Here is a 20,330-nt window from a genome sequence, read left to right as displayed (position 1 = left end):
TCACCCCGATACAGAAGTTGGCTCAGACCGCTTAACAGTGACTACTTTTGAGTCCCATTATTAATGGGGGGATTACCGTAACAGCATAGAAGAAAATAAATAAAGAGGACTCATAAGATAATAACTTAATTGGTAGAGAATAGATGAGAACATCCATAAAAAGTGAGGGGGCCAACAGCCCCGCAATCTCCATCGAGTTAAACGAAAAAGTGCCTCTAGGGCAAAAACCGGAATCGGAGAGACGCATCAGGGAAAACGGGTTGTTAACCGGTTGAGGGTATAAGGGAAATCGGAAAGCTAGCGGGAAACCATCGTAGGGTCGAGAAGTTTACAACTACTTTAGGGACTATGATTCAAGTACTGGTAGATACCTTCAATCTGATCCAATTGGTCTTGATGGGGGTCTTAATACATACAGTTACGTGTATGGTAATCCATTAAGATATATTGATCCCCTTGGTCTGTTCGGTGGATGCCCAGCAAATATGCAAGCAGGTAGTAATGGTCATTGTTCCTTTGTTCCTGGCACAAACGGCACAAAAGAGTGTGCAAATGCAAATTGCATTGTTGACCTGCCGCCAATACGCAACCCAACGCCATGTGAAAAGTGCCGTGCAGATTGCCTTATAGGTTTTGTTAATCCAATACCAGGTTTCGCAATAAATAGTGGACTAGGTGTAACTGAATCAAGCATCGGTGGGACGTTTGGTGGAGCAGTTAAAAATATTGGAACAAAAGTGAATAAGGTATATGGCGCATACAATCTTGGCGTTTGTATGGAAGACTGCAAGAAAGTATGTAATAAAGATACCTGTGATCAGGATATATAGAGATTTATGTTAGATCTTACCAATCAACAGCTTGTAAGTATCGCATTGATAGTGTTTCCAGGCATTTTCATCTCGCTTATGGCGCTATTTCTTAGAAAAAGAATAGGATTTGACCTAATAAAATTTGGTTTATTTTTGGTGGTCGTTGGTCTCGTGTTGTTGGTGATAGATGATGGGACTGTACTGGAGTTAATCACTCTTAAGAGCTTAGAAGCTAGTGGGCGCGCATATTTAGCGGGTTGTATGTTTGTATTTTCAGGTGTTCTTTCAGAGCTGTTGTATGGTCTAGCGCAATTGCTGGGTATAAAGTTTACAAGTGGAAGGGCAGATAAAAATGACCCGTAAGAGCATATGAAGATGAGAGTTTGTTGGACCAGACGTAGCATATGGAGTGTTCAGCGAAGTCCAATAAAGCATTTGAAGCGAGCCTGGGTGCCTTTTCTATCGTAATCGCACATATAGCCTAGAATGTGCGTACGATTATCAGTAGTCTATTGCTTTAATACTTTTTTCTTGCGAATAGAGGTCTCGGCCTCTGCAGAGGCACCAGCGCGCCTGGCAGCGAATTTTGGTTTCGGATGTCAGTCGGTTTCAGCGCAGGGTGCAATTCGGTCTGGAATACGAAGCAATGCTTTTAAGGCCTGAACCAAAGAGCCATACGGTGGCTGGCATACACACGTATGCAGAAATAAAGAGAGTATCGTCATTGCCGGGGAGTGAGAGTGTTTATGGCTTCCATGCCATTTGTCTATATTGCATCAACACATTATTAAGGTTATTCATTATCCCGGATAGAATGAAGTGCAGGCGCTGAATTGAGACTATTGCTTATAATAGCCTGCTCGTTTACGGCCATCTCCGGAATGATGAAGCTATCAGTGCTTCCTTAATATTTGTGCAGTCAGCCAGTTAAATAAAGGATAACCAAACCATTACCAGTGTGGTTACGACAGCCAGTACCGCCAGTCCGGCGCCGACACACCAGATACAGATATTACCCAATCGATTGATCAATGTAGTCATTTGTCTTCTCCTACCCTCATTGAGTGGTATAAAAATATTTTTTTAGTATAAAGTGCTGATTAGTTGTCATGTGGTTGGTGATACAAAACAACATAAAATATAAGGTTAGACAAAAGAATTTAAAAAGCAAAAAAATGAAAAAAATCAGATGGTAAGTGTATTATGAAGTACTAAATTATGATATTTAAGGCTATGAAGTTCCTGTATTTTCATAGTTTGTCGCTGCTTGTGAAGATTTCCTGAAATGATATCACTGCCGCCCCGTTAACTTTCAAAGTAAAGCCATCTGATGATTTCGGGTTGCTTCTCACATGGTGGATCACCTCTCTGTCACATCATCAAATCCAACTTTTCTGACTGGCGACATTGCATCAGCCTCGGATCGATCAGGCATGCGGCATCGAGCGGTTTTCACCTATTCAACTCGGCACTGTAAGTGCATTAACTGACAAACATGATGGGTAATATTCACTGTTTTGCGCTGTCCGCGGTTGGGATAATAGTCTCGGGATAACAACAAGCGTAAGGAGAAGGAAATGATTATTTATCGAAATCCCTCTAACGCTAAGATCAAAGAGCTGATTACCTTATCGAGCGAGGGCGCCGCCAGGTGGATTGAAGAGAAAGAGACCGGTGATGTGTTTTACTGGCCTTCGGACATTGCGTATCACAAGCAGATAGCCGAGGTTCTGCATATCGAAGAGTATGAAAAGGGCATAGCCATTGAAGACAGGTACGAATCCTGATTATCCGATCCGGCGCCCGTGATCGTGTCTGTGAGGGTATGCCGTTCGTCAGCATGCCCCTCATTTCAATCCAGAAAAAAGGGAGAGTGATATCTCCCTTTATAAGTGGAATGAGTGTTACGACTTGCGTTGGCGCAAGCGGGTTATCCCGATACCGACCAGGCTCGCGCCCAGCAGAAGGAAGATAGAGGGTTCGGGAACATTCAGTATCGGAGTCGGGCTGGGTGGGGGAACCGGCTGATTCACTGTTTCACCCGCCAGACTGTAGGTAAAGGCCTCAATCGCTTCATTCAACGTTATCCACATTAAGCCCGGCTAGACCGGTCGGTTCGGCTGTGCTGTCGGCGCTTATCGTGTAGAGCCGCGACCCATGTGTGGTGTGATTGAAGACAGGTAATGCGTCAGCAGTACTGAAAAATCCTGTTAATCCCACGAAAAAACAAATACTTAATCTTCTCCGGGATCCTACTCCCTTTGTTTGATATCCTTTGTGGGGAATTTAAATCCCAACCTGAAGGTTTACATGAAAGCGGTGAACCTGCCTCACGAATCTAAAGGATAAAACAATCTCGCCGCATATTTGCGTATGAACTTGGCCGGCCATGCGGGCGGAATCCTATTTGCATTTTCGATAATTCTAGTATCAACCTGAACAAATCTGTGCTAAAAAGTACTATGATAATTCCTGATTTTTTATTGAGATAGATTCATTGTTTAAGATTATCTCTCAGCAAAGCCGGTGAAAAAGAAGAATCTCAAGAAAAAAGAACTCGCGGTCAGAATGAAGCGATTGGTTGACCAATTCTCCGATCTGAACAACCGGCTCAATCGAGTTTCCCACGACAAGCTCAATCAAGGATTGAAACTGGATCAGTTGAGTGAGGCCAATACTGGCATGCAACTGCGTCTGCAGGAGATGCAGAGTCAGATTGGGCAATTGATCTCGCAAGAGGAAGAGCTGAGTAGTCTGCTGGACTCCCTGCGGCTGCAAGCCTCGGATCGGAGTTCCACCGAGGAATCCCGCCCGGAACAACAAGAGACTCAGCGAAACATTGACTATTTGAACGAACAGCTGGCATCACTGCATGAGCAGCAACAGGCGTTCAAACAGGCATTGGAGCGTGACAGCGAGGCTGCAGATGCAACTGCCAATGAAACAGATGATCTACGCCGGGATATCGCCGATTTGCTGTCCCATATCAGGCGCCTTGAGGAGAGTGGCAGTGAACTCCTGATCAGCGATTCGAATCATGAGTCGCAAATTCAGAGCCTGCAGAACGATATCGCTGAACTCAGCCACAAACAGGCGCAAAGTCAGACTGAGCAGGGAGAACCGCCACAGGAGGTCTCCCAGTTGTTGCAGAAGAGTGCTCAACCCCTGCGTGATGAGATTGAGCATCTGAGAAATCAGCTCACGGAGAAGGGTGGTCAGCAGAAGGAGTTGGAACGTCGCTTGTTGGAGCTTGCCAATCGCATAGGCGAAACCGGGGCCAGACTGGAGAGTCAACAGCAGGATAAGGCGCGCAACAACGAGTTATTGGAGCAACGTCTGTCGAAGCTGGAGAACCTGGTCAAGGGTTTTGAACCGGTTTCCAATGCCGATGCGTCTCAACTGCTGGAGTTGGAGCGGAAACTCAACCAGGCCGAACAGGATATGACATCCCTGTTGGCGGATAAGGATCGCGAGTTGGCAGCGCGCCTCGATTCCATCGATGGGGCATTGAATGAACAAGCGGTCAAGCACGAATCTTTCCAGGACAGGGTCAATCATCTTAGCAGTGATCTGGCCGACAGTAGCCGCAGTTTGCAAGAGCAGCTTGCATCCACTGATCTCCGGCTATCAAGCTACCTCGACCAGCAAGCGGATCTGCCGGATCCATTGACCTCAATCTCTACTGTAATCGAGGAACAGAGAGAACGTTTTGAGGAGACGGTCAACCAATTAAAAGGGGAGATAAGCGGTCTGCAATCGAAATTGCAGGTGCTCGATATGGATGAGCATGAGGCCGCAGAGAGATTGAGCTCACTTGCCACCGATCTCGACCAGCAGGCCGGTAATCGAGAACAATTGCAAGAATCGGTTACTGCCGCCAAAAGTGAAATCAACCGGAGAGTGGATGAAATCGAGGCGCGATTGGTCAATACAGAGCGCCTGTTCAAGGAAGGAGAAGCGGCTGCACAGGATCAGTTGTACAAGTTGAACGGCGTTGCTGAAGAGATGATCGAGCAGAGTAGGCATGGTGTGGATCTCAAGTTGACCACCGCTGCCTTGCAAGAGGACGCCAGCGGCCTGAAAGAGCGTACAGGCAAACTCAGCGAACGCCTTGACGCATTTGAACAGACACTGCACCAAGGGGAACAGAAGCAGACACAAATTTCTCAACAATTGTCCGTTGTTGAGCAAGATCAAAAGGAGCTTCGTGAGTTTAGCGATTTAGGGATCGATTCTCTGCAGGAGCGCGTGAAGACCGTATTGGCGCAACTGACCGAACAATCAGGGTTGAATGAAGGGTTGTCGCAACGCCTGGATGATCTGGAATCATCCCTGCAAGCACAGTTTAAAGACATCGACTCCAGGCACCATCAATTACTGGAAACAGAGTCAGAAACCCGGGATCGGTTACAACTCCAGGAACAAAACAGCCATACCCTCTCCGATGTGATCACGGATATTAAAACAGATCATCATCTATTGTTGGAACAGACTGAAAAACAGAAAACCTTTCTCGAGGCGATGACCTCCGAATACGGCAAACGCCAGGAGGAATCGGAGCAGATGGTTGAACGTCTAGGCCTGCTCGGTGCCCAGGTGGAGTCAGCCAGATCGAGCGGGACATATCATAGCATCGCGATTGGCGGACTTTTTGTATTACTCCTGCTCTCCATCCTGTTAGGTTACCAATACTTTTCCAACAGGTTAGGCGGTTTCGAGCGTGACATCTCGCAGGAACTGATGAATGCCAGTGAAAACTATATGACCCGGGATGAAATTGAAAAGCTGATGAGCGGTGGCGTTGCTCAGGAGGGAAGCGCTTATGATTCACTGGCGGTCGAAGAGCTGATAAAACAACAGGAGGCCTTCGAGCAGCGATTGGATGAGTTTGAACAGCAAATCGCCGCATCGATAGGATCAGTGGCAGGCGGTGCCGCAGATAGTGATCGAAGCCCGGTCGGACAGACAGAAGCGTTGAGGCCATCGACCGTAGATGTGAAGACGGAACAACGGCTGCAGCGAATGGAAGTGATGTTGGAGAGTCTGAGAAAAGAGTTTGGCCCCCGTATTGAAAAACTTGATGCGCAGAACCGTGTCCATCTCAGCAGCCAGGATGAGATGACCGCGACAATAAACCAGATGGCTACCACCCTGCAGGGGCTAAAGAGCGAGTATCAACAGTTGGGGCAACAACCGGTGTCACAAGATGGCTGGCAGGCGTTAAGAAACCGTGGCGGCTATACCATTCAGCTGATCGGTGTTTCCAACAAAGAGTCAATTGCCGCTTTTGCCAATAAGCACGGCCTGCAGGGAGAATTAGCCTATATCGGTACCGAGCGGGAAGGGAGTGCATGGTACATCCTGCTACATGGTACCTATGATACCTATACAGAAGCTGCAAACGCATTGGAGATCCTACCTGAATCCTTGAAATCCCAGCAACCATGGATAAGAAAAATGCCGGACACAGGAACGATCAATAGGCTGTAAGGTTAGGTGTCTCTTGATTCAATCCACTGCGATTTCACCAAACAAGGGAAAACCGCTGTTTTTAATCCACTCTTTGGCTGACCGGCTCAGGATCATAACCGGTACATCCAAATCGATCTGCTTGCAGTGTCTGGAGAATACCTTCATGGCCTCCTGCTGGGTATAGCGGGGACGGGTGTAGAAACTACCGGTCCGATCTTTTAAGAACCACTTGTCCAAATGCCGGGCAATTTGCAGGCGCGGCTCTTTGGTGGTTATCCTGGTATTACCGATCGTAAGGTCCAGGCCTTCACAGAGCCGCCCGATTATTTTTGGTATCTCATTGTCATACAGGCGTTTGACGGTTGACAGTTTTTTGAAATAGTGGGATTCCTGGACTTCACCTCGTGTCCAGGCGATGGCGTCAAAGTCATCTTCCGCAGCGTGCATAAGCAGAAGTTTCAGGGCTAAACTCAGCCACTCCCTGCGGAAAGGTGCGGGTGTTATCCTGCCAGGCCAGCGGTCTTTGTATCCATACATGGCGCCACTCTGGTGCCAATCACTCTGTATCTCCTCAATGAACAGCAATCGTCTGCCCCGGCTGTCAATACGCTGTTTGGTGCGGAAGTGTACAAGCAGGTTTCGGGCATGGTAGTGGCTGGTGAAATGTGAAAGCGGATAGTCGGGCAGGGTCAGCAACCACTCGCGATAGTCGCTTCCACCGTACAGACTTTTATGCTCATAACGGCCGTAGTGCGTATAGGCGACAGGAATGCCCAAATGTTGCAGAGCATGTCGGCTGGCGGTAGTGAAGGTCTGCTCCTTGGTTGCAAAGTGATGCTGATTGGTTTCGTCATCGCCTATCGGATTGCCCACTGAATCGAGTGCAAACCACCGTTGTGATGAGGCGAGGCTATTCCAGCCTTTCAGCTTTTTCAGATATCCCACCTTGTAGTAGTGGACAGGATCCACGTAGCGAAGGACGCAACAATCGCTGGGTTCGGTAATGGCTCTGGGTGCAATTGAAAGGTTGATCGATTTTGAGGTAGGTATTTCTGTGAACTCAAGCTGACAGGCTTGATCTCTGACGATTTCATTGGTCAGACTCATCCGGGTAATTGAGAAATCAATATGCGACAAAAGTTGATCCCGAGTGACAGCCGTCCTGCCGTCTTCTTCCATCTTATCCAGAAAGGGTATCAGGCCGGACCAGGTTATCTCTTCTTCACGGACACCTGAACGTGACAGATTCAACATTGTTTGCCGCCATTGTACCGGCGAAGCACGATGCATAGACATCTGTTCTATCTTTTTTTGTAGACTGCTGTAGAGCTGTTTAGGGTAGCTATACTGTTTTTCCGTCAATACAAGTTTATCCTCGGCTACGCGTTTTCGAACATGCTCGATCTCCCTGATCTGTTGTTCCTGCTGTATCCAATCATCGAAGGTCTGGTAGTCTGATGATGACCAGTGGAGTCGTGGCAGATCTGCAAGCGTATAACCGGAGAAAACAAAAGAGGGATGATAGGGTGGGTTTTTCAACCGATCCGGTTTGATAATGATGTCGACAAAACCATACAAATCACGATGAGATGTCTCCGCACCCACCACACGGTTGAGTCGCAATGCGTGGTAGCGTGCGCGGATATTACTTATTCCGGCCAGCTGTCCACTGGGTAATGGGATCATCTTGCTCGCACCCTGTCTGTTGTCTGCGCCTTTTGTAGCATCTGCTGGTTTTATAGCAGGCCACCGTTTTAGTTTTAACAGAGTGGATGTAGGGAAATGGCGGTTATGCACCATAATTCAGGCAATAAGCCCTGGGTGAATCTTACCCGAGGATCTATTCGCAGGCTGAACTCTATTGAAATACAAACGATGCATAGAGGGGATGTGATTAAGGTTCCTTTTAATCAGCGCAATAGTTGTGGTATTTCCAGCGTCTGTCTTTTTACAAACAGACAAAAGGGTAGGTGACTGGCTTTCGCTGGGTGTGTGAATGGTGTGACCGCGCTACCGACAGGCGTAGTGTTGTGATTGATATTGAATGGCTTTCTCATCTTCAGCCCTTTGTGGTTGCCACTGGAGTCTGTATTCTGGTTCACTGTAATAATGATTTTACTGGCCATAGTGGTCCACGATGGGTTTTTGACTGATTCTTGCGTTAGGCTATGGTCATTTATCTGGCCGTGATATAGATGAAGTTCAATATGCGGTCTTATGATCCTTTTAGGTTGAGCCGGAGATCAGTATGGCTGATTACTATCAAGGTAGCTGTCATTGCGGTGCTGTCCGCTTCTCTTTCGAGGGTGATATTATTGAAAAGGGACTGCGTTGTAACTGTTCAATTTGTACCCGTAAGGGTGCGATGATGAGTTCCCAAGCGATCCCATCGGAACAATTCAAAATCCAGGCGGAAGAGGGTGCATTAGGCCTCTATCAGTTTGGTGCCAAGACAGCGAAGCACTATTTTTGTAACCGTTGCGGCATCTACACATTTCATGAAACAGCCAGGTTTCCGGGGCACTTCCGCGCCAATCTGGGTTGTATTGAGGGAATCGATCCCCTTTCAATGGAGTACGATCTATTTGATGGCAAGCATCTGCTTTAACGTATCTGCGTTCACAATCAATAAAGTTCAAAATGGCCCGTAAAAGCGGTAAAAGAGGACAACACCAGCGTTTTTACAAGGGATTGTTGAGATGGGTCTTTCTGCTCTTCTTCGCATCATCGATGTTGCTTTTCGCATTGATACTGATATTCCGTTTCGTTGATCCGCCAACATGGTCGTGGAAACTTCAACGAGAACTCAATCCCCCTGTCGACCAATCAATTGTATCGAAACATGAGTGGTGGGACCTGCAGTACATACCGCCCGCCATGCAACTGGCAGTGGTGGCATCGGAAGATCAGAATTTTCCCCGTCACATGGGAATAGACTTCAAAGCGGTTCAACAGGTCCTGAAAGAGGCTGAAAGAGGTAGGGCGCTACGCGGCGCCAGCACCCTGACTCAGCAGACGGTAAAAAATCTCTTTCTTTGGCAACGTCGGGATTGGAGCCGCAAACTGCTTGAAGGCGGTCTTGCCATTGTGCTTGAAGTACTCTGGGGTAAGCGTAGAATTCTTGAGGTCTACCTGAACATTGTAGAGTTTGGTCCAGGTGTATACGGTGTTGCTGCCGCCAGTGAATATTGGTACCAGCTTCCACTGGATCAGATATCGCATAATCAAATGGCCAGATTGGCGGCGCTTCTTCCCAATCCCTGGCGTTACCACGCAGAACCGCCAACACCCTATGTCAGTGAACGGGCAGTGTGGATTGAGCAACAGATGGATCGACTGGGATATGTCTGGTTACTGCCCGTCACCGGCGGTTGATTCCACAAGCTTGGTGTTGTCCACGGGGCCTAAGTTGATGGCTGATAGACAAACTCTACCGGCATACCCTCTAAACGCTGCTGGAAATGATCAAGCAGTTTCCGCGATGTCAGGACTATAACAAAGGTTGTTTCCCGGGTGTCCCGGTTTTGCAGATCCTTCGCCAGGGCTTCAGTGGCGGAAAGATCCATATAGGAGACCACGCTCAAGTCAAGAAGCACGCTATCGTATCGATGGCGCTTGAGCAGACTGCTCAATTGATCGATTGAGGCGTAAAACAGATGGCCTTCGACGCGGATCTGAACCGATTTGTCATCTTGCTTAATATTAATATCAAGTTTTGAAGCGGATAGAACAAACAGGATCAGCGACAGTATAAATGCAATGATCAGACCGGTTTGCAGGCCGAGAAATACTATGCCGAACAATGTTGTGACAAAGACCGACAGCTCGCCGGTCCAGGAAAACAGACGGGCGATCTCTCCGGGTTTGATCATACCTATACCCACCAACATCAATGTGCCGGCAATAACCGGCATCGGCAGATAGCTGAGCAGGGTGCCTAGGGTATCAATCAGAATGAAAACGATAAATGCCGAGACTATGCCGGCCAGGGGTGTTGCTGCCCCCAACGACAGATTCAAGGCTGTTCGGTTAAAACTGCCGGAACCTGCAAAGCTCGAAAAGAAGGCAGCGAGGGTATTGGCGATACCCTGAGCGAATACCTCCTTATCCAGGTTGATCGACTGATCGGTGTCACTGCGCAGGTGTTTGATGATCACCATTGACTGGGCCAGTCCGATAAGCGCTATGGTAATGGCATTGGGCAACATGGCCAATCCCACCAGCAGATACTCGAGATCCATCTTCGGGCTTGAGAGAGGCAAGGCCTGAAAGGGGATATGTCCAAGCAATTCTATTTCCGTATCGACTTGAGTGAATATACCCATCACAAGCAGGCCTGTGGCATAGCCGACAAACATGGCAATCAGGATTGCATACCGGGGATACCTGATTTTTGCGATAATTCCAGCAATCACAGTTGTGATACCGATGGTAAAGCTGTAGGGATTGATCAGAGCCTGCCAATCATCAGCCATGACAAAGAGTTTTTCGAAGAAGAAAAGGGTCTCTGATGGGGTAAGCCCCAGCATACCGTCGAGAGATGAGAGGATGAGGATGATACCTACGCCGACAGTGATGCCGGTTATGGCTGCGGGGCTTAGGTATTGAAAATATTTACCGCCCCTGAGTAACCAGATTGATAGTTGAATCAGCCCAACCATCAGGGTGAGCAGAATCACATAATCGATATAGAGCGGGCTGCCACGACCTGCGAAAGGCGCTGCCGTTATGCCGATCAATACGGCAACCGCGGTGTTTGGTCCACCCAACATTGAACTGGTGCCGAAAAGACTGGCGAAGAGGGTTACGAAAATCGACGTATAGATGCCATATTCAGGCGGTAGTCCTGCCAGGTAGGCGAAGGTGATACCTTGGGGTATAACCAATATGGCTGCGACAACAGCGGCAAACGCCTCTGTGGTTAGCTTCAGCTCTCCAGCTTGAGACGGCCTCCATGGAATTAACTCCGACAACAGTCGCAGATATCTCATATCATTATCATTGGCTGAGTGTCAGCAGGCCCAAAGTTCCATGGTTTGACCTCGTGTCTATTCCGGCAGCTCAATCTACTCCACCAGTCCGGAGATGGATTCAAAGAGTTTCAACATTTTACTTCGCCGGGGATCGCCCGGCCGGATCTGCATGTTGATGTAGGCCGATACATCCAGGGCATCCTGATGGGTCAGGGAACGCTCCTGTCCGAGGGGCATGTTCGCCCAGATGAATCCGGCCGCCTTTTTGGTATTGGCCATGCCGGCACCTTTATTGTATGCATCCATTCCCCACAACGGCGGTATACCTGGAATGCCATGGCCGTCACTGCCGTGGCATAGGGCACACTTACTGTCATAGATGGCCTTGCCATTGGCTGGATTCGGGTCATAGCCTGTGTCGGGCAGGGTGGGTACCCCGCGTCCCGGTGGTGCCTCGCCTATCATTTCACCATAGGAGATATGGGAGATGTAGGCCGCCACAGCCAATATCTCCGGCGAGTCCTCCGGAGGCATGATGCCATCCAGGCTATAGACGAAACACTCACGGATACGCAGTCCTATACCATTCCGACGCCCGTTCTTACTGCGCCATTTCGGGTACATACCGGCAACATTGAGGGGAATGGCATCCGGTTTCCGTCCGGCGTTGAGGTGGCAGTTACTGCAACGTAATTGGTTGCCGGAATAACGGGCGCCAAAGCGTTCGGTTTCAGTGATGATGCGATAGCCGAAAACAACATTGCTATGGTAATCGTCCAGGTAACTCCGCTTGAGTAACTCTTCGATCGGGACGGGGGTGCCTGCTGTTAAAGGCTCGATAGCGAGCAGCCCAAACATAAGTATAAATGGGTGTGGAAATCGGCCGGATTCAAATACCTGACGAACCAGTCGCGGTAAAATAATGTTTTTGCTATTCAATGTGTTATAAACATTCTAAATAACAGATACATGGTATGTTAGAACCTGTGTCCAAGTGACCTGCAGCCTGGCAGACGGCAGGTGAGTGGGAGAAATTTACCATAATTAAAGTGGTTTTTTTAGATATAAGCTTCAGAGTCTGGTGTAGTTCACCCTTATGACTCTAATCACAGGGTCCTAAGCGCTTTCCAATGGTCTTTGAACTCACTTGCACACCTTCCACATCTATATTGATTACACCTTCGGCGCTATCACCATGGTAGGTGATACTTCCATGGCTTCTGGTTACACCTGCCGCTTTGGTGCAGCTGATATTCCACGACACCTTATCCCCCTCTGTGGTGAGCTCGATATTTTCACAAGCCTTTCCCAATTGACTCTCCTTAGGTACGAAATCGGCCCTGGTGATGCAGGTTGTATAGGAAGTGGGTGGCAGCTGTATCGGCATGCCGGGCATATTCAGCACCGCTGTCCACTGCCACTTTCCCGGATTCATATTGATCTCAGATGCGTCGCTGACCTTTGAGAGAAACAGGAAAAAAGAGAGCGAGATAGCAATAGTTCTGAAATTCATCGGTAGATCCAATGAGACTGGAAACTGTTAGCAGGAATAGCTGGCAGATAATCTATCGCGTTTCGAACGCCGATGACGAGATCTGATTCACAAGGCAACAATGCTCCGAAGTAAAACTTGGCCTGCAATTTGCTGTTGGACTGGGTAAGGGCATATTCAACAGGAGAACAGCATTGGTTATTCAGCTTTGGATTGGGTTGCTATCACTCTCCGTACTGGGTTCTGTGAGTATACAGCTGTTAGCCCCGGGTTCCGGGTTGATAGCGATTATTTCAGGTCTTTTCCTGGTTGTAGGCGGTACATTACTGACAGCCATCATGAGCCACTCCTTCAATTCCGTATTGACGCTTTGGGAGCTGATTGCCGATTTTCGTCGTCCCTCAGTCAACACGGAAGACGAAGAAGAGGGCTTCAGACGTTTTCTGCAGGCGGCAAATTACTTCCGCCGCGGCGAAATTCGGCCGGCTGAAGCGGTCACTCAACAGATCTCAGAACCGCTGCTGCGCCGGGGGACACAACTGATCTTGGACGGTTTTCCCCGTGACCAGGTCACGCTTACGCTGCAGCGCCAGATTGCCGAAGACCGGGATCACTTGCGCCGCCCTGCCGAGATGTTGCGGGCCATGGGAGGCTATGCACCGGCATTCGGCATGCTTGGGACATTGCTTGGTTTGGTGCAGATGTTATTCGGGTTGGGGTCCGGAAATCTGGCCTCAATCGGTGCGGCCATGGGTTTCGCCATGTTGACCACAGTGTATGGCCTGGTATTGGCCAATCTGGTGTTCAAACCCTTGGCCAGCAAACTGGAGCAACGCGGCAGGCAGTTGATTACACGTCGCGTCGCACATCTCCAGGCAGTCATGATGCTGTGCGACCGGCAACATGCTGAACTGATCAGGGAAATGATGGATGAGGTAAACGCCAGGCAGGATATGCGGCAGGCGGCTCACGAGTTGCAGTTGATCGCAAATCCCAACCAGCATGCGGCCTGAGGATATGACTACCGATGACCGTCAACAGTGGAAGAAATCAGATGTTCGATAAAGCAGCCAGGGAGGAATCACTGGACGGCACTACCTGGTATGCCTGGGAGATTGAAGAGAACGATGGCGGATGGCTACTGACCTATGTGGATGTGCTGAGCGTCATCCTGGCTATGTTGGTTGTGTTATTGGGACAGATGGCAGTACAGCATCTCCAGACTACCAATGAAGATAGCCGGATGGCGGCGAGCTATGAGGCCGTTCCCAGCGACGAGCCGACTATTGAAGTACAACAACCACAACCGTCGATTCAAACTGACGTTGAATCCGTACCGACCCCGACCATTGATGCCGAAACTCGTCTGGTTGCGGCGATAGAGGATCGTTTCCAGGACGAGGTTAAGGTTGTACAACGGGACAAGGGGATTTCCCTGGAGATCGCCGATGTGATCCTTTTCGATTCAGGCAAGGCGGAGTTGCTTGCCGAGGCCCAGCCCGTACTGAAAAGGCTCGCTGTGACACTGCAGGAGATTGGCAAGGCGGATATTGCCGTGGAAGGGCATACCGATGACAGGCCGATTTTGGGTGGCAGGTTTCAGTCGAATTGGGAACTGGCGGCAGCCCGCGCCAATGCAGTGACCCGTTTTCTGTTGGACCAGGGATTTGCGCCGAAACATCTGCGATCGGTCAGCTATGCGGATGCTCATCCTGTTGCGGATAATTCAAATCCCAATGGTCGTGCCGAGAATCGCCGTGTCAATCTGCGCGTGGAGTTCTTGAAATAGCCGTTAGACGTTTGTTCGAGTCTCATACAAGCTGAATCCTGAATGGATGAGGCATCTTTAAATTCCTATACTCATAATTTGATGTGATGCACTCCCCATTCTTGTCCGTCGCTCAGGCCTAGTTCCCAGTTTTTTGATCGATATCAAGTTCAAACATCCCTGGAATATTCGATTCTTTGTCAAGCTATTTGGTATTTATGCGATTTTTTGGAGTAGAAGAGCCATGGGATTTTTTAGAGCCGGCATTGCTGTATTGATTGGATGCTTGACCGTTTCATGTGGCGGCGGTGGTGGCGGTGGCGGGAATAGTGATAACTCGAACACATCGACTATATCCATGGCTGAGTTGGGAAAGAGGCTGTTTTTTGATACCAATCTCTCCAGTGGCAGCAACCAGTCATGTGGCACCTGCCACGATCCGGACAACGGCTTCGCCGATCCTCGTGTCAGCGTTACATCCCCGGTTTCGGAGGGATCCGTAGGCGGTGAATTTGGTGATCGCAATGCACCCACCGCTGCCTACGCCTCTTTCGCTCCATCCTTTGGAGAAGTTGCGGATCAGGATCAGACACCGGAGACAAACTCCAATTACCAGGGTGGGCAGTTTCTCGATGGGCGTGCCGTTGACCTGGTTGAACAGGCCAAGGGGCCCTTCCTCAACCCGGTCGAAATGAATAACACGTCCGAGGCCGAGGTTGTCGCAAAGGTACAAAACTCTGACTACTCTTCGGACTTCATCGCTGTATTCGGTACGGATGCGTTTAATGATACAACGATGGCCTATCACAACATTGCAACCGCGATCGCGGCATTTGAAGCTTCTTCAGAGGTCAACAGATTCAGTTCGAAGTTTGACGCTTACCTGATGGGCAGCTACACCATGACTGCATCGGAACAGCGTGGGTTTGATCTGTTCATGGATGCCGAGGTGACTAAATGTGCAAACTGTCATACAGTCGGTGATACACCTGAAACATCCCTGTTTACAAACTTTCGCTACTACAATATCGGAACACCGATAAACCTGAATAACCCCGCCTATCTGGCTGACAACTCTTTTATCGATATCGGCCTCGGAGCCAGCAGTGCGATTGCTGCGTCAGACAGGGCAGGTGAACGGGGTAAATTCAAGGTTCCCACCCTGCGCAATGTGGAGTTGACGGCACCCTATATGCACAATGGTGTCTACGCCACGCTGGAAGAGACGGTGCTGCATTATGATATTCAGGTAGCAAACCTGTTTATCACGCCGGAAATGAATGACGACAACATCGCGGCTGAAATGAATGCGGGCACTTTTGTCGGCCTGGGATTGTCCGATCAGGATCGTGCTGATCTGGTCAATTTCATGAAAACCTTGACCGACGGTTACTTTTAGGGTCTGTTGCCACATCTATCCCGGCAATCAAATGAGAGGCAAATGCAGCATCGACCCGCAAGTCGAGGTGCTCAGCGGCGTTTTCTGTTTTTTCCTTTTTTAGGTCTGTCCGGGCCTACGCGAATTGTACTGCCGCCAAGATCGCTACCATCAAGTGCAGCCATTGCGGCCCGGGCTTCGTGACCCTCCATATCGATGGTGGCGAAACCCCTACAGTCACCGCTGAAGAGATCCTTGGCTATTTTAAGAGAACGCACTACACCATATTCTGTAAAGAGTGCTGTCAAACTCTCTTCTGTGGTCGATCTGGGAAGACCGCGAACCGATAGGGTAATCATTGACCTATTCCTAAGTAAGTGTGATGGAACACCAATCCGTGCATCCCTGTACGGATATCGCCCGTTGGTTCGCAAATATGACAGGATGCCAAGGTGAGTGGCAACGGGGAAGAACGAATGGTTACAGGGGAACTACGTTATCTGCCTGCGGACCCTTCTTACCCTCGACCTCGGTAAATTCCACTTTTTGACCATCCTCCAGAGAACGGTGTCCTTCACCGGCAATAGCGCGAAAATGGACGAAAAGATCCTTGCCGTTTTCACGTTCGATAAAACCATAACCCTTTCCGCTGTCGAACCATTTAACGGTTCCGATCTGTCTTTCTGACATTAGTAAATTACCTCAATGAATTGCAAATATGCCCGCCTCAATAAGCGGACCATCCCCACGAATCTTGGCAGGCACTATGTTGCTCGATTCGGTTGCATCTGTAGTGAGACAGCGAATTTGAGGCGTTATAGGCAGGTCAAAGATCATGCAGACCACCCACGATACTTCTCCCGGTAAAGAAATGCAAACAACAAAAATTATTCACCGAGTAGCTGCCACCGAATGAATGGTACCAGCTTGTATTTGTGGCGAATGGGTAGCTGTGGTGTGTAACATATTGTAATAAAAGATTATTTTAGGGTTGCTAGCTTGTACATTAGGTAGCTGCTCACAATCAAAGTCGATGATTGGGCCAAGACAGGAACGATAAGAATAGTGAATTGAATATGGATGTGGGAAAATTGACTGGCTAAATCGATAATTTTACAGACTGTTCAAGAATCTGTGTGTTTTCTATATATATCAATAAGTTAAGCATTTTCGTATTGATTATTGCGGCACTGTTGATGCCTGCTTCACAGACCCCTGCCTCAGATACCGTAAGAGTACTGATTGTACACGCCTACAGCCAAGAATATCCCTGGACCAAGGGGCAACATGAAGGTTTTGTCGAAAGGCTAAAACAGGGATTAACCCTACAACCCACGATAAAAACAGAATATCTGGATACTAAACGCATTCACTATGATGAGGATTATGCAGATTTATTTGCCGATTATCTGAAGCGGAAATACCATGATTTCAGTCCGGATGTACTGTATGTCACAGATGACAACGGTTTGAGTTTTGGTATAGATGAGCTCTCCGCACTGTTTCCTGACACACCGTTATTCTTCTCCGGAGTCAACGATTATTCGATCCAATCCAAGCTTGACAAAAGCAGAGTCACCGGCGTTTTCGAAAAAAAAGAGATTGGGCCCAATCTGGATTTACTGGATGCTCTATTTGGCGATGTAAGCCATATCGTGGTGCTTGGTGACGATTCAAATACCTACCAGGCCATCGAACGTGAAATACATCAGGAGATGGCGACGCGACCACGGATGAAGATTACCTATCTGGCGGATAATCGACTGGACACCATATTGAGTCGCTTGACTCAGATTGAAAGGCCGGTAGTCCTACTCACTACCTTAGGTGCATTACAGAATAGTCAAGGCGAGATACTCAATCTCCATCAGACAATTTCACGTATAACATCATCCAACGCGGATGTCGTTATCAGCATGGAAGATGCTTATCTCTTAGAGGGTGTGCTGGGTGGCTATGTCACCAGTGGCCGTGCACAAGGATCGACTGCCGCCGCTCTGATGCACGATTATCTAGGCGGCCAACCCATCAGTTCAATATTGCCTGTTACCGACAGTCCCAATGAATATGTAATTGATCATAGGGTTCTGGAATCCTTAAAGCTGGAATTACCAGACTACATCCACAGTAAGGCCAAGATCCTCCACCCCAGCATCAGTTTTTATCAGGATAATCGTAATGCGATATTGTCGATTCTTGTCTTTCTTGCAATTGCATTGGTTGCAACACTGATTTTTTATAGCCTGGTAACCTCGCGTAAGAATCGAAAACTGCGATTACAGTCAACCCAGCTTCTTCATCAAGGACGAATGCTTCGAGAAAGCGAAGAGAAATATCGTTTATTGTTTGAGCTTTCCGAAGACCCAATGCTGGTGATTCAAAGCGACAAGTTCGTTCTGGCCAATGATGCGGCAATTCGGACGTTGGGATATGGCAGTGCAGATGAAATACAACAGGTACATCCATCCAGTTTGTCCCCCGAAAAGCAGCCTGATGGGCAACTATCTGTGAGCAAAGCCGACGACATGATGGAACAGGCCTATATGAATGGCTATCATCGATTCGAATGGCAGCATCTGAAAAAAGACGGTAAACCGCTACTCATAGAGGTCTCACTGACGCGAATACCTTTCGAAGGCAAAAGTGCACTGTTTTGTGTATGGCATGATATAACCGAGTGGCGAAGTGCTGAACGGGGGTTGCGTGAAAAAACCACTTATCTCAATAGCATATTAAGTGCATCGATTAAAATTGGTTTTATTGCGACTGACAATGATCTGAATATTACCTATTACAATCAAACTGCCGCTCAGATATTCGGTCTGGAACCTGACGAGCTGGAAGGTAAAGATATTCACTTCTTTCACGGCGGAGAGGGCAGTGTGGCTGATGAGCAGATGTTCAAAGCGTTACAATCAGCCAGGGAAGAGGGTGAATTTCGTTTCTCTTTGCAACGTAAAATTGATGGCGGTAAACAATATATTGATGCCAGAATCTCGCCTATCTGGGATGAATCCAAGATTCTAAATGGCTACATACTGATGGCTGAGGATGTAACCAAACAGCACGCTGATGAGGAGTTGATAAAGTTTCAGGCTACCAATGATATTCTCACCAGTCTGCCCAATCGACGGACACTTGTGGATCGCTTGTCTCAAACCGTTTCACGCTGTTTGCGTCATAATAAACTGGGCATTGTGATCTTTATCGATCTGGACCACTTCAAACATATTAACGATACCCTCGGACATACGGTCGGCGATAGCTTGTTGCAGCAGCTGGCTGTCCGTATGCAGGATTCCGTACGAAGTGAAGACACCGTGGCACGCTTGGGGGGTGACGAATTTGTTGTCCTGTTATCTGAAACCAATGAGGATATAGAGACAGCTATCAACAACGCACAGGTTATCGCCGGCAAACTGTTGCAGGCTATTGCCATTCCCTATGATATAGAAAAGCATGATATAAGAACCAGTGCCAGTATTGGTATCACAATCTTTCCCACAGATAATGAGACGGCTGATGACGTACTGAGAAAAGCGGATACTGCCATGTACCAGGCAAAAGAGGCCGGCCGCAATACGATCAAGTTTTTCTCACCTGAAATGCAACAGAAGGTTGAAGCCCGATTAAGGTTATTGGAGCAGTTGCATCAGGCAGTCGATAAGAGGGAATTTCTGGTCTACTTCCAACCGCAGATTGACCGGGACGGACAAATGGTTGGTGCCGAAAGTCTTGTGCGTTGGTGCATGTGTGGCAATACTTTAGTGTTACCGGACAACTTCATTCCATTGGCTGAAGAGAGTGGCCTGATAGAACCGATCAGTGAATTTGTACTGCGTGAATCGCTATCGGCGCAGTTGAAATGGATGCGGCAGTACCCTGCACACAGGGTTCCACGCATATCGATTAATGTCAGTGCCATGCAGTTTCGAAAAAAGAATTTTGTCGATACAATCAGAACGGCCGTGAAGGATAGTGGCAATGACCCGGAAAATCTGACACTTGAACTGACTGAAAGTATGCTTATCGGCAACATCGGCGAGACTGTCGAGAAGATGAAGGAACTAAAGGATTTCGGTGTCAGATTCTCCATTGACGATTTTGGAACCGGCTATTCATCGTTGGCTTATTTGAAAAGCCTGCCGATCAGTGAGATTAAGATTGACCGCTCCTTCGTCCGGGATATACTCACCGACCCGAATGATGCCACATTGGTGGAGACTATTCTCAATCTGGCCAAACAGTTACATCTGGAGGTTGTGGCGGAAGGCGTTGAAACACAGGAGATACGAAACGTACTTTTAGAGTATGGATGTACTGTTTTTCAGGGCTATTATTTCAGTAGACCCGTACCCCTGGAGCAATTTGAAAAAACCTATCTAACCGACCTGACCTACGATTATAAGATAGATTAGTGAATAGCTACCACCGC

17 protein-coding genes and 1 pseudogene are annotated in these 20,330 nt (G+C 48.3%); 11 read left to right on the top strand and 7 right to left on the bottom strand.

What is annotated here, in order from left to right; translation table 11 throughout:
• Window positions 1–338: 338 nt before the first annotated feature.
• The 4 genes and pseudogenes from CODIS_RS21545 to CODIS_RS19355 all read left to right on the top strand — a co-directional run.
• Window positions 339–452 (top strand): annotated as a pseudogene (locus CODIS_RS21545) (RHS repeat-associated core domain-containing protein); the annotation flags it as partial.
• 33 nt (window positions 453–485) lie between these two features.
• Window positions 486–830, top strand: a complete 345-nt coding sequence (locus CODIS_RS21095) for a hypothetical protein (protein WP_154723213.1) — start codon at window positions 486–488, stop codon at window positions 828–830.
• Between the two features lie 6 nt (window positions 831–836).
• Complete coding sequence (locus tag CODIS_RS19360) at window positions 837–1,175, top strand: hypothetical protein (RefSeq protein WP_069128304.1); 339 nt, start codon at window positions 837–839, stop codon at window positions 1,173–1,175.
• 1,214 nt (window positions 1,176–2,389) lie between these two features.
• Window positions 2,390–2,599: a hypothetical protein gene (locus tag CODIS_RS19355; RefSeq protein ID WP_069128303.1), complete on the top strand. Its 210-nt coding sequence runs from the start codon at window positions 2,390–2,392 to the stop codon at window positions 2,597–2,599.
• A 117-nt stretch (window positions 2,600–2,716) separates the two neighbouring features.
• Here the strand turns inward: CODIS_RS19355 and CODIS_RS19350 are convergent, their stop codons facing one another.
• Window positions 2,717–2,893 carry a PEP-CTERM sorting domain-containing protein gene (locus CODIS_RS19350; protein WP_162420297.1) on the bottom strand — a complete coding sequence of 59 codons (177 nt, stop codon included), beginning with the start codon at window positions 2,891–2,893 and terminating at the stop codon, window positions 2,717–2,719.
• 445 nt (window positions 2,894–3,338) lie between these two features.
• Here CODIS_RS19350 and CODIS_RS19345 point away from each other — a divergent pair, with 445 nt between their 5' ends.
• Entirely contained in the window at window positions 3,339–6,302 is a 2,964-nt protein-coding gene (locus tag CODIS_RS19345; RefSeq protein WP_069128301.1) for an SPOR domain-containing protein, read from the top strand.
• Between the two features lie 18 nt (window positions 6,303–6,320).
• On the opposite strand, the gene CODIS_RS19340 is transcribed toward CODIS_RS19345, so the two are convergent.
• Window positions 6,321–7,970: a hypothetical protein gene (locus CODIS_RS19340; RefSeq protein ID WP_069128300.1), complete on the bottom strand. Its 1,650-nt coding sequence runs from the start codon at window positions 7,968–7,970 to the stop codon at window positions 6,321–6,323.
• Window positions 7,971–8,532: 562 nt separating this feature from the next.
• On the opposite strand from CODIS_RS19340, the gene CODIS_RS19335 reads away from it, so the two are divergent.
• Complete coding sequence (locus CODIS_RS19335) at window positions 8,533–8,892, top strand: GFA family protein (protein WP_069128299.1); 360 nt, start codon at window positions 8,533–8,535, stop codon at window positions 8,890–8,892.
• Window positions 8,893–8,924: 32 nt separating this feature from the next.
• Window positions 8,925–9,659 (top strand): monofunctional biosynthetic peptidoglycan transglycosylase, encoded by a 735-nt coding sequence (gene mtgA / locus CODIS_RS19330; protein ID WP_069128298.1) that lies wholly within the window; start codon window positions 8,925–8,927, stop codon window positions 9,657–9,659.
• Between the two features lie 29 nt (window positions 9,660–9,688).
• Here the strand turns inward: mtgA and CODIS_RS19325 are convergent, their stop codons facing one another.
• The 3 genes from CODIS_RS19325 to CODIS_RS19315 form a co-directional block, all read right to left on the bottom strand.
• Window positions 9,689–11,275, bottom strand: coding sequence for a SulP family inorganic anion transporter (locus CODIS_RS19325; RefSeq protein WP_069128297.1), 1,587 nt, complete (start codon window positions 11,273–11,275; stop codon window positions 9,689–9,691).
• A 75-nt stretch (window positions 11,276–11,350) separates the two neighbouring features.
• Window positions 11,351–12,115, bottom strand: a complete 765-nt coding sequence (locus tag CODIS_RS19320) for a c-type cytochrome (RefSeq protein ID WP_069128296.1) — start codon at window positions 12,113–12,115, stop codon at window positions 11,351–11,353.
• Window positions 12,116–12,359: 244 nt separating this feature from the next.
• Complete coding sequence (locus CODIS_RS19315) at window positions 12,360–12,770, bottom strand: DUF3617 domain-containing protein (protein WP_069128295.1); 411 nt, start codon at window positions 12,768–12,770, stop codon at window positions 12,360–12,362.
• A 173-nt stretch (window positions 12,771–12,943) separates the two neighbouring features.
• Here CODIS_RS19315 and CODIS_RS19310 point away from each other — a divergent pair, with 173 nt between their 5' ends.
• The 3 genes from CODIS_RS19310 (at window position 12,944) to CODIS_RS19300 (ending at window position 15,916) form a co-directional block, all read left to right on the top strand.
• Window positions 12,944–13,762: a motility protein A gene (locus CODIS_RS19310; RefSeq protein WP_069128294.1), complete on the top strand. Its 819-nt coding sequence runs from the start codon at window positions 12,944–12,946 to the stop codon at window positions 13,760–13,762.
• Between the two features lie 41 nt (window positions 13,763–13,803).
• On the top strand, window positions 13,804–14,538 hold the full coding sequence (locus CODIS_RS19305) for an OmpA/MotB family protein (RefSeq protein ID WP_162420295.1): 735 nt from the start codon (window positions 13,804–13,806) through the stop codon (window positions 14,536–14,538).
• A gap of 223 nt (window positions 14,539–14,761) precedes the next feature.
• The gene (locus CODIS_RS19300) at window positions 14,762–15,916 is read left to right on the top strand and encodes a cytochrome-c peroxidase (RefSeq protein ID WP_069128292.1); all 1,155 of its coding nucleotides are present in this window, start codon (window positions 14,762–14,764) and stop codon (window positions 15,914–15,916) included.
• 71 nt (window positions 15,917–15,987) lie between these two features.
• Here the strand turns inward: CODIS_RS19300 and CODIS_RS19295 are convergent, their stop codons facing one another.
• Both CODIS_RS19295 and CODIS_RS19290 read right to left on the bottom strand, forming a co-directional pair.
• Complete coding sequence (locus CODIS_RS19295; protein ID WP_069128291.1) at window positions 15,988–16,254, bottom strand: RNA recognition motif domain-containing protein; 267 nt, start codon at window positions 16,252–16,254, stop codon at window positions 15,988–15,990.
• A 121-nt stretch (window positions 16,255–16,375) separates the two neighbouring features.
• Complete coding sequence (locus CODIS_RS19290; RefSeq protein ID WP_069128290.1) at window positions 16,376–16,585, bottom strand: cold-shock protein; 210 nt, start codon at window positions 16,583–16,585, stop codon at window positions 16,376–16,378.
• A 506-nt stretch (window positions 16,586–17,091) separates the two neighbouring features.
• On the opposite strand from CODIS_RS19290, the gene CODIS_RS19285 reads away from it, so the two are divergent.
• The gene (locus tag CODIS_RS19285) at window positions 17,092–20,313 is read left to right on the top strand and encodes an EAL domain-containing protein (protein ID WP_154723212.1); all 3,222 of its coding nucleotides are present in this window, start codon (window positions 17,092–17,094) and stop codon (window positions 20,311–20,313) included.
• Window positions 20,314–20,330 lie beyond the last annotated feature (17 nt).

Origin of the sequence: Candidatus Thiodiazotropha endolucinida, from assembly GCF_001715975.1 — a bacterium.
GTDB lineage: Bacteria > Pseudomonadota > Gammaproteobacteria > Chromatiales > Chromatiaceae > Thiodiazotropha > Thiodiazotropha endolucinida.
Note: the sequence above shows the minus strand (reverse complement) of the source record. Positions and strands in the feature narration are given on the sequence as shown.

Coding starts and splice junctions, on each gene's coding strand:
- CODIS_RS21095 (WP_154723213.1), top strand. CDS start 486: ATGCAAGCAGGTAGTAATGGTCATTGTTCCTTTGTTCCTGGCACAAAC.
- CODIS_RS19360 (WP_069128304.1), top strand. CDS start 837: ATGTTAGATCTTACCAATCAACAGCTTGTAAGTATCGCATTGATAGTG.
- CODIS_RS19355 (WP_069128303.1), top strand. CDS start 2,390: ATGATTATTTATCGAAATCCCTCTAACGCTAAGATCAAAGAGCTGATT.
- CODIS_RS19340 (WP_069128300.1), bottom strand. CDS start 7,970: ATGATCCCATTACCCAGTGGACAGCTGGCCGGAATAAGTAATATCCGC.
- CODIS_RS19335 (WP_069128299.1), top strand. CDS start 8,533: ATGGCTGATTACTATCAAGGTAGCTGTCATTGCGGTGCTGTCCGCTTC.
- mtgA (WP_069128298.1), top strand. CDS start 8,925: ATGGCCCGTAAAAGCGGTAAAAGAGGACAACACCAGCGTTTTTACAAG.
- CODIS_RS19325 (WP_069128297.1), bottom strand. CDS start 11,275: ATGAGATATCTGCGACTGTTGTCGGAGTTAATTCCATGGAGGCCGTCT.
- CODIS_RS19320 (WP_069128296.1), bottom strand. CDS start 12,115: ATGTTTGGGCTGCTCGCTATCGAGCCTTTAACAGCAGGCACCCCCGTC.
- CODIS_RS19315 (WP_069128295.1), bottom strand. CDS start 12,770: ATGAATTTCAGAACTATTGCTATCTCGCTCTCTTTTTTCCTGTTTCTC.
- CODIS_RS19305 (WP_162420295.1), top strand. CDS start 13,804: ATGTTCGATAAAGCAGCCAGGGAGGAATCACTGGACGGCACTACCTGG.
- CODIS_RS19300 (WP_069128292.1), top strand. CDS start 14,762: ATGGGATTTTTTAGAGCCGGCATTGCTGTATTGATTGGATGCTTGACC.
- CODIS_RS19295 (WP_069128291.1), bottom strand. CDS start 16,254: ATGATTACCCTATCGGTTCGCGGTCTTCCCAGATCGACCACAGAAGAG.
- CODIS_RS19290 (WP_069128290.1), bottom strand. CDS start 16,585: ATGTCAGAAAGACAGATCGGAACCGTTAAATGGTTCGACAGCGGAAAG.
- CODIS_RS19285 (WP_154723212.1), top strand. CDS start 17,092: ATGCCTGCTTCACAGACCCCTGCCTCAGATACCGTAAGAGTACTGATT.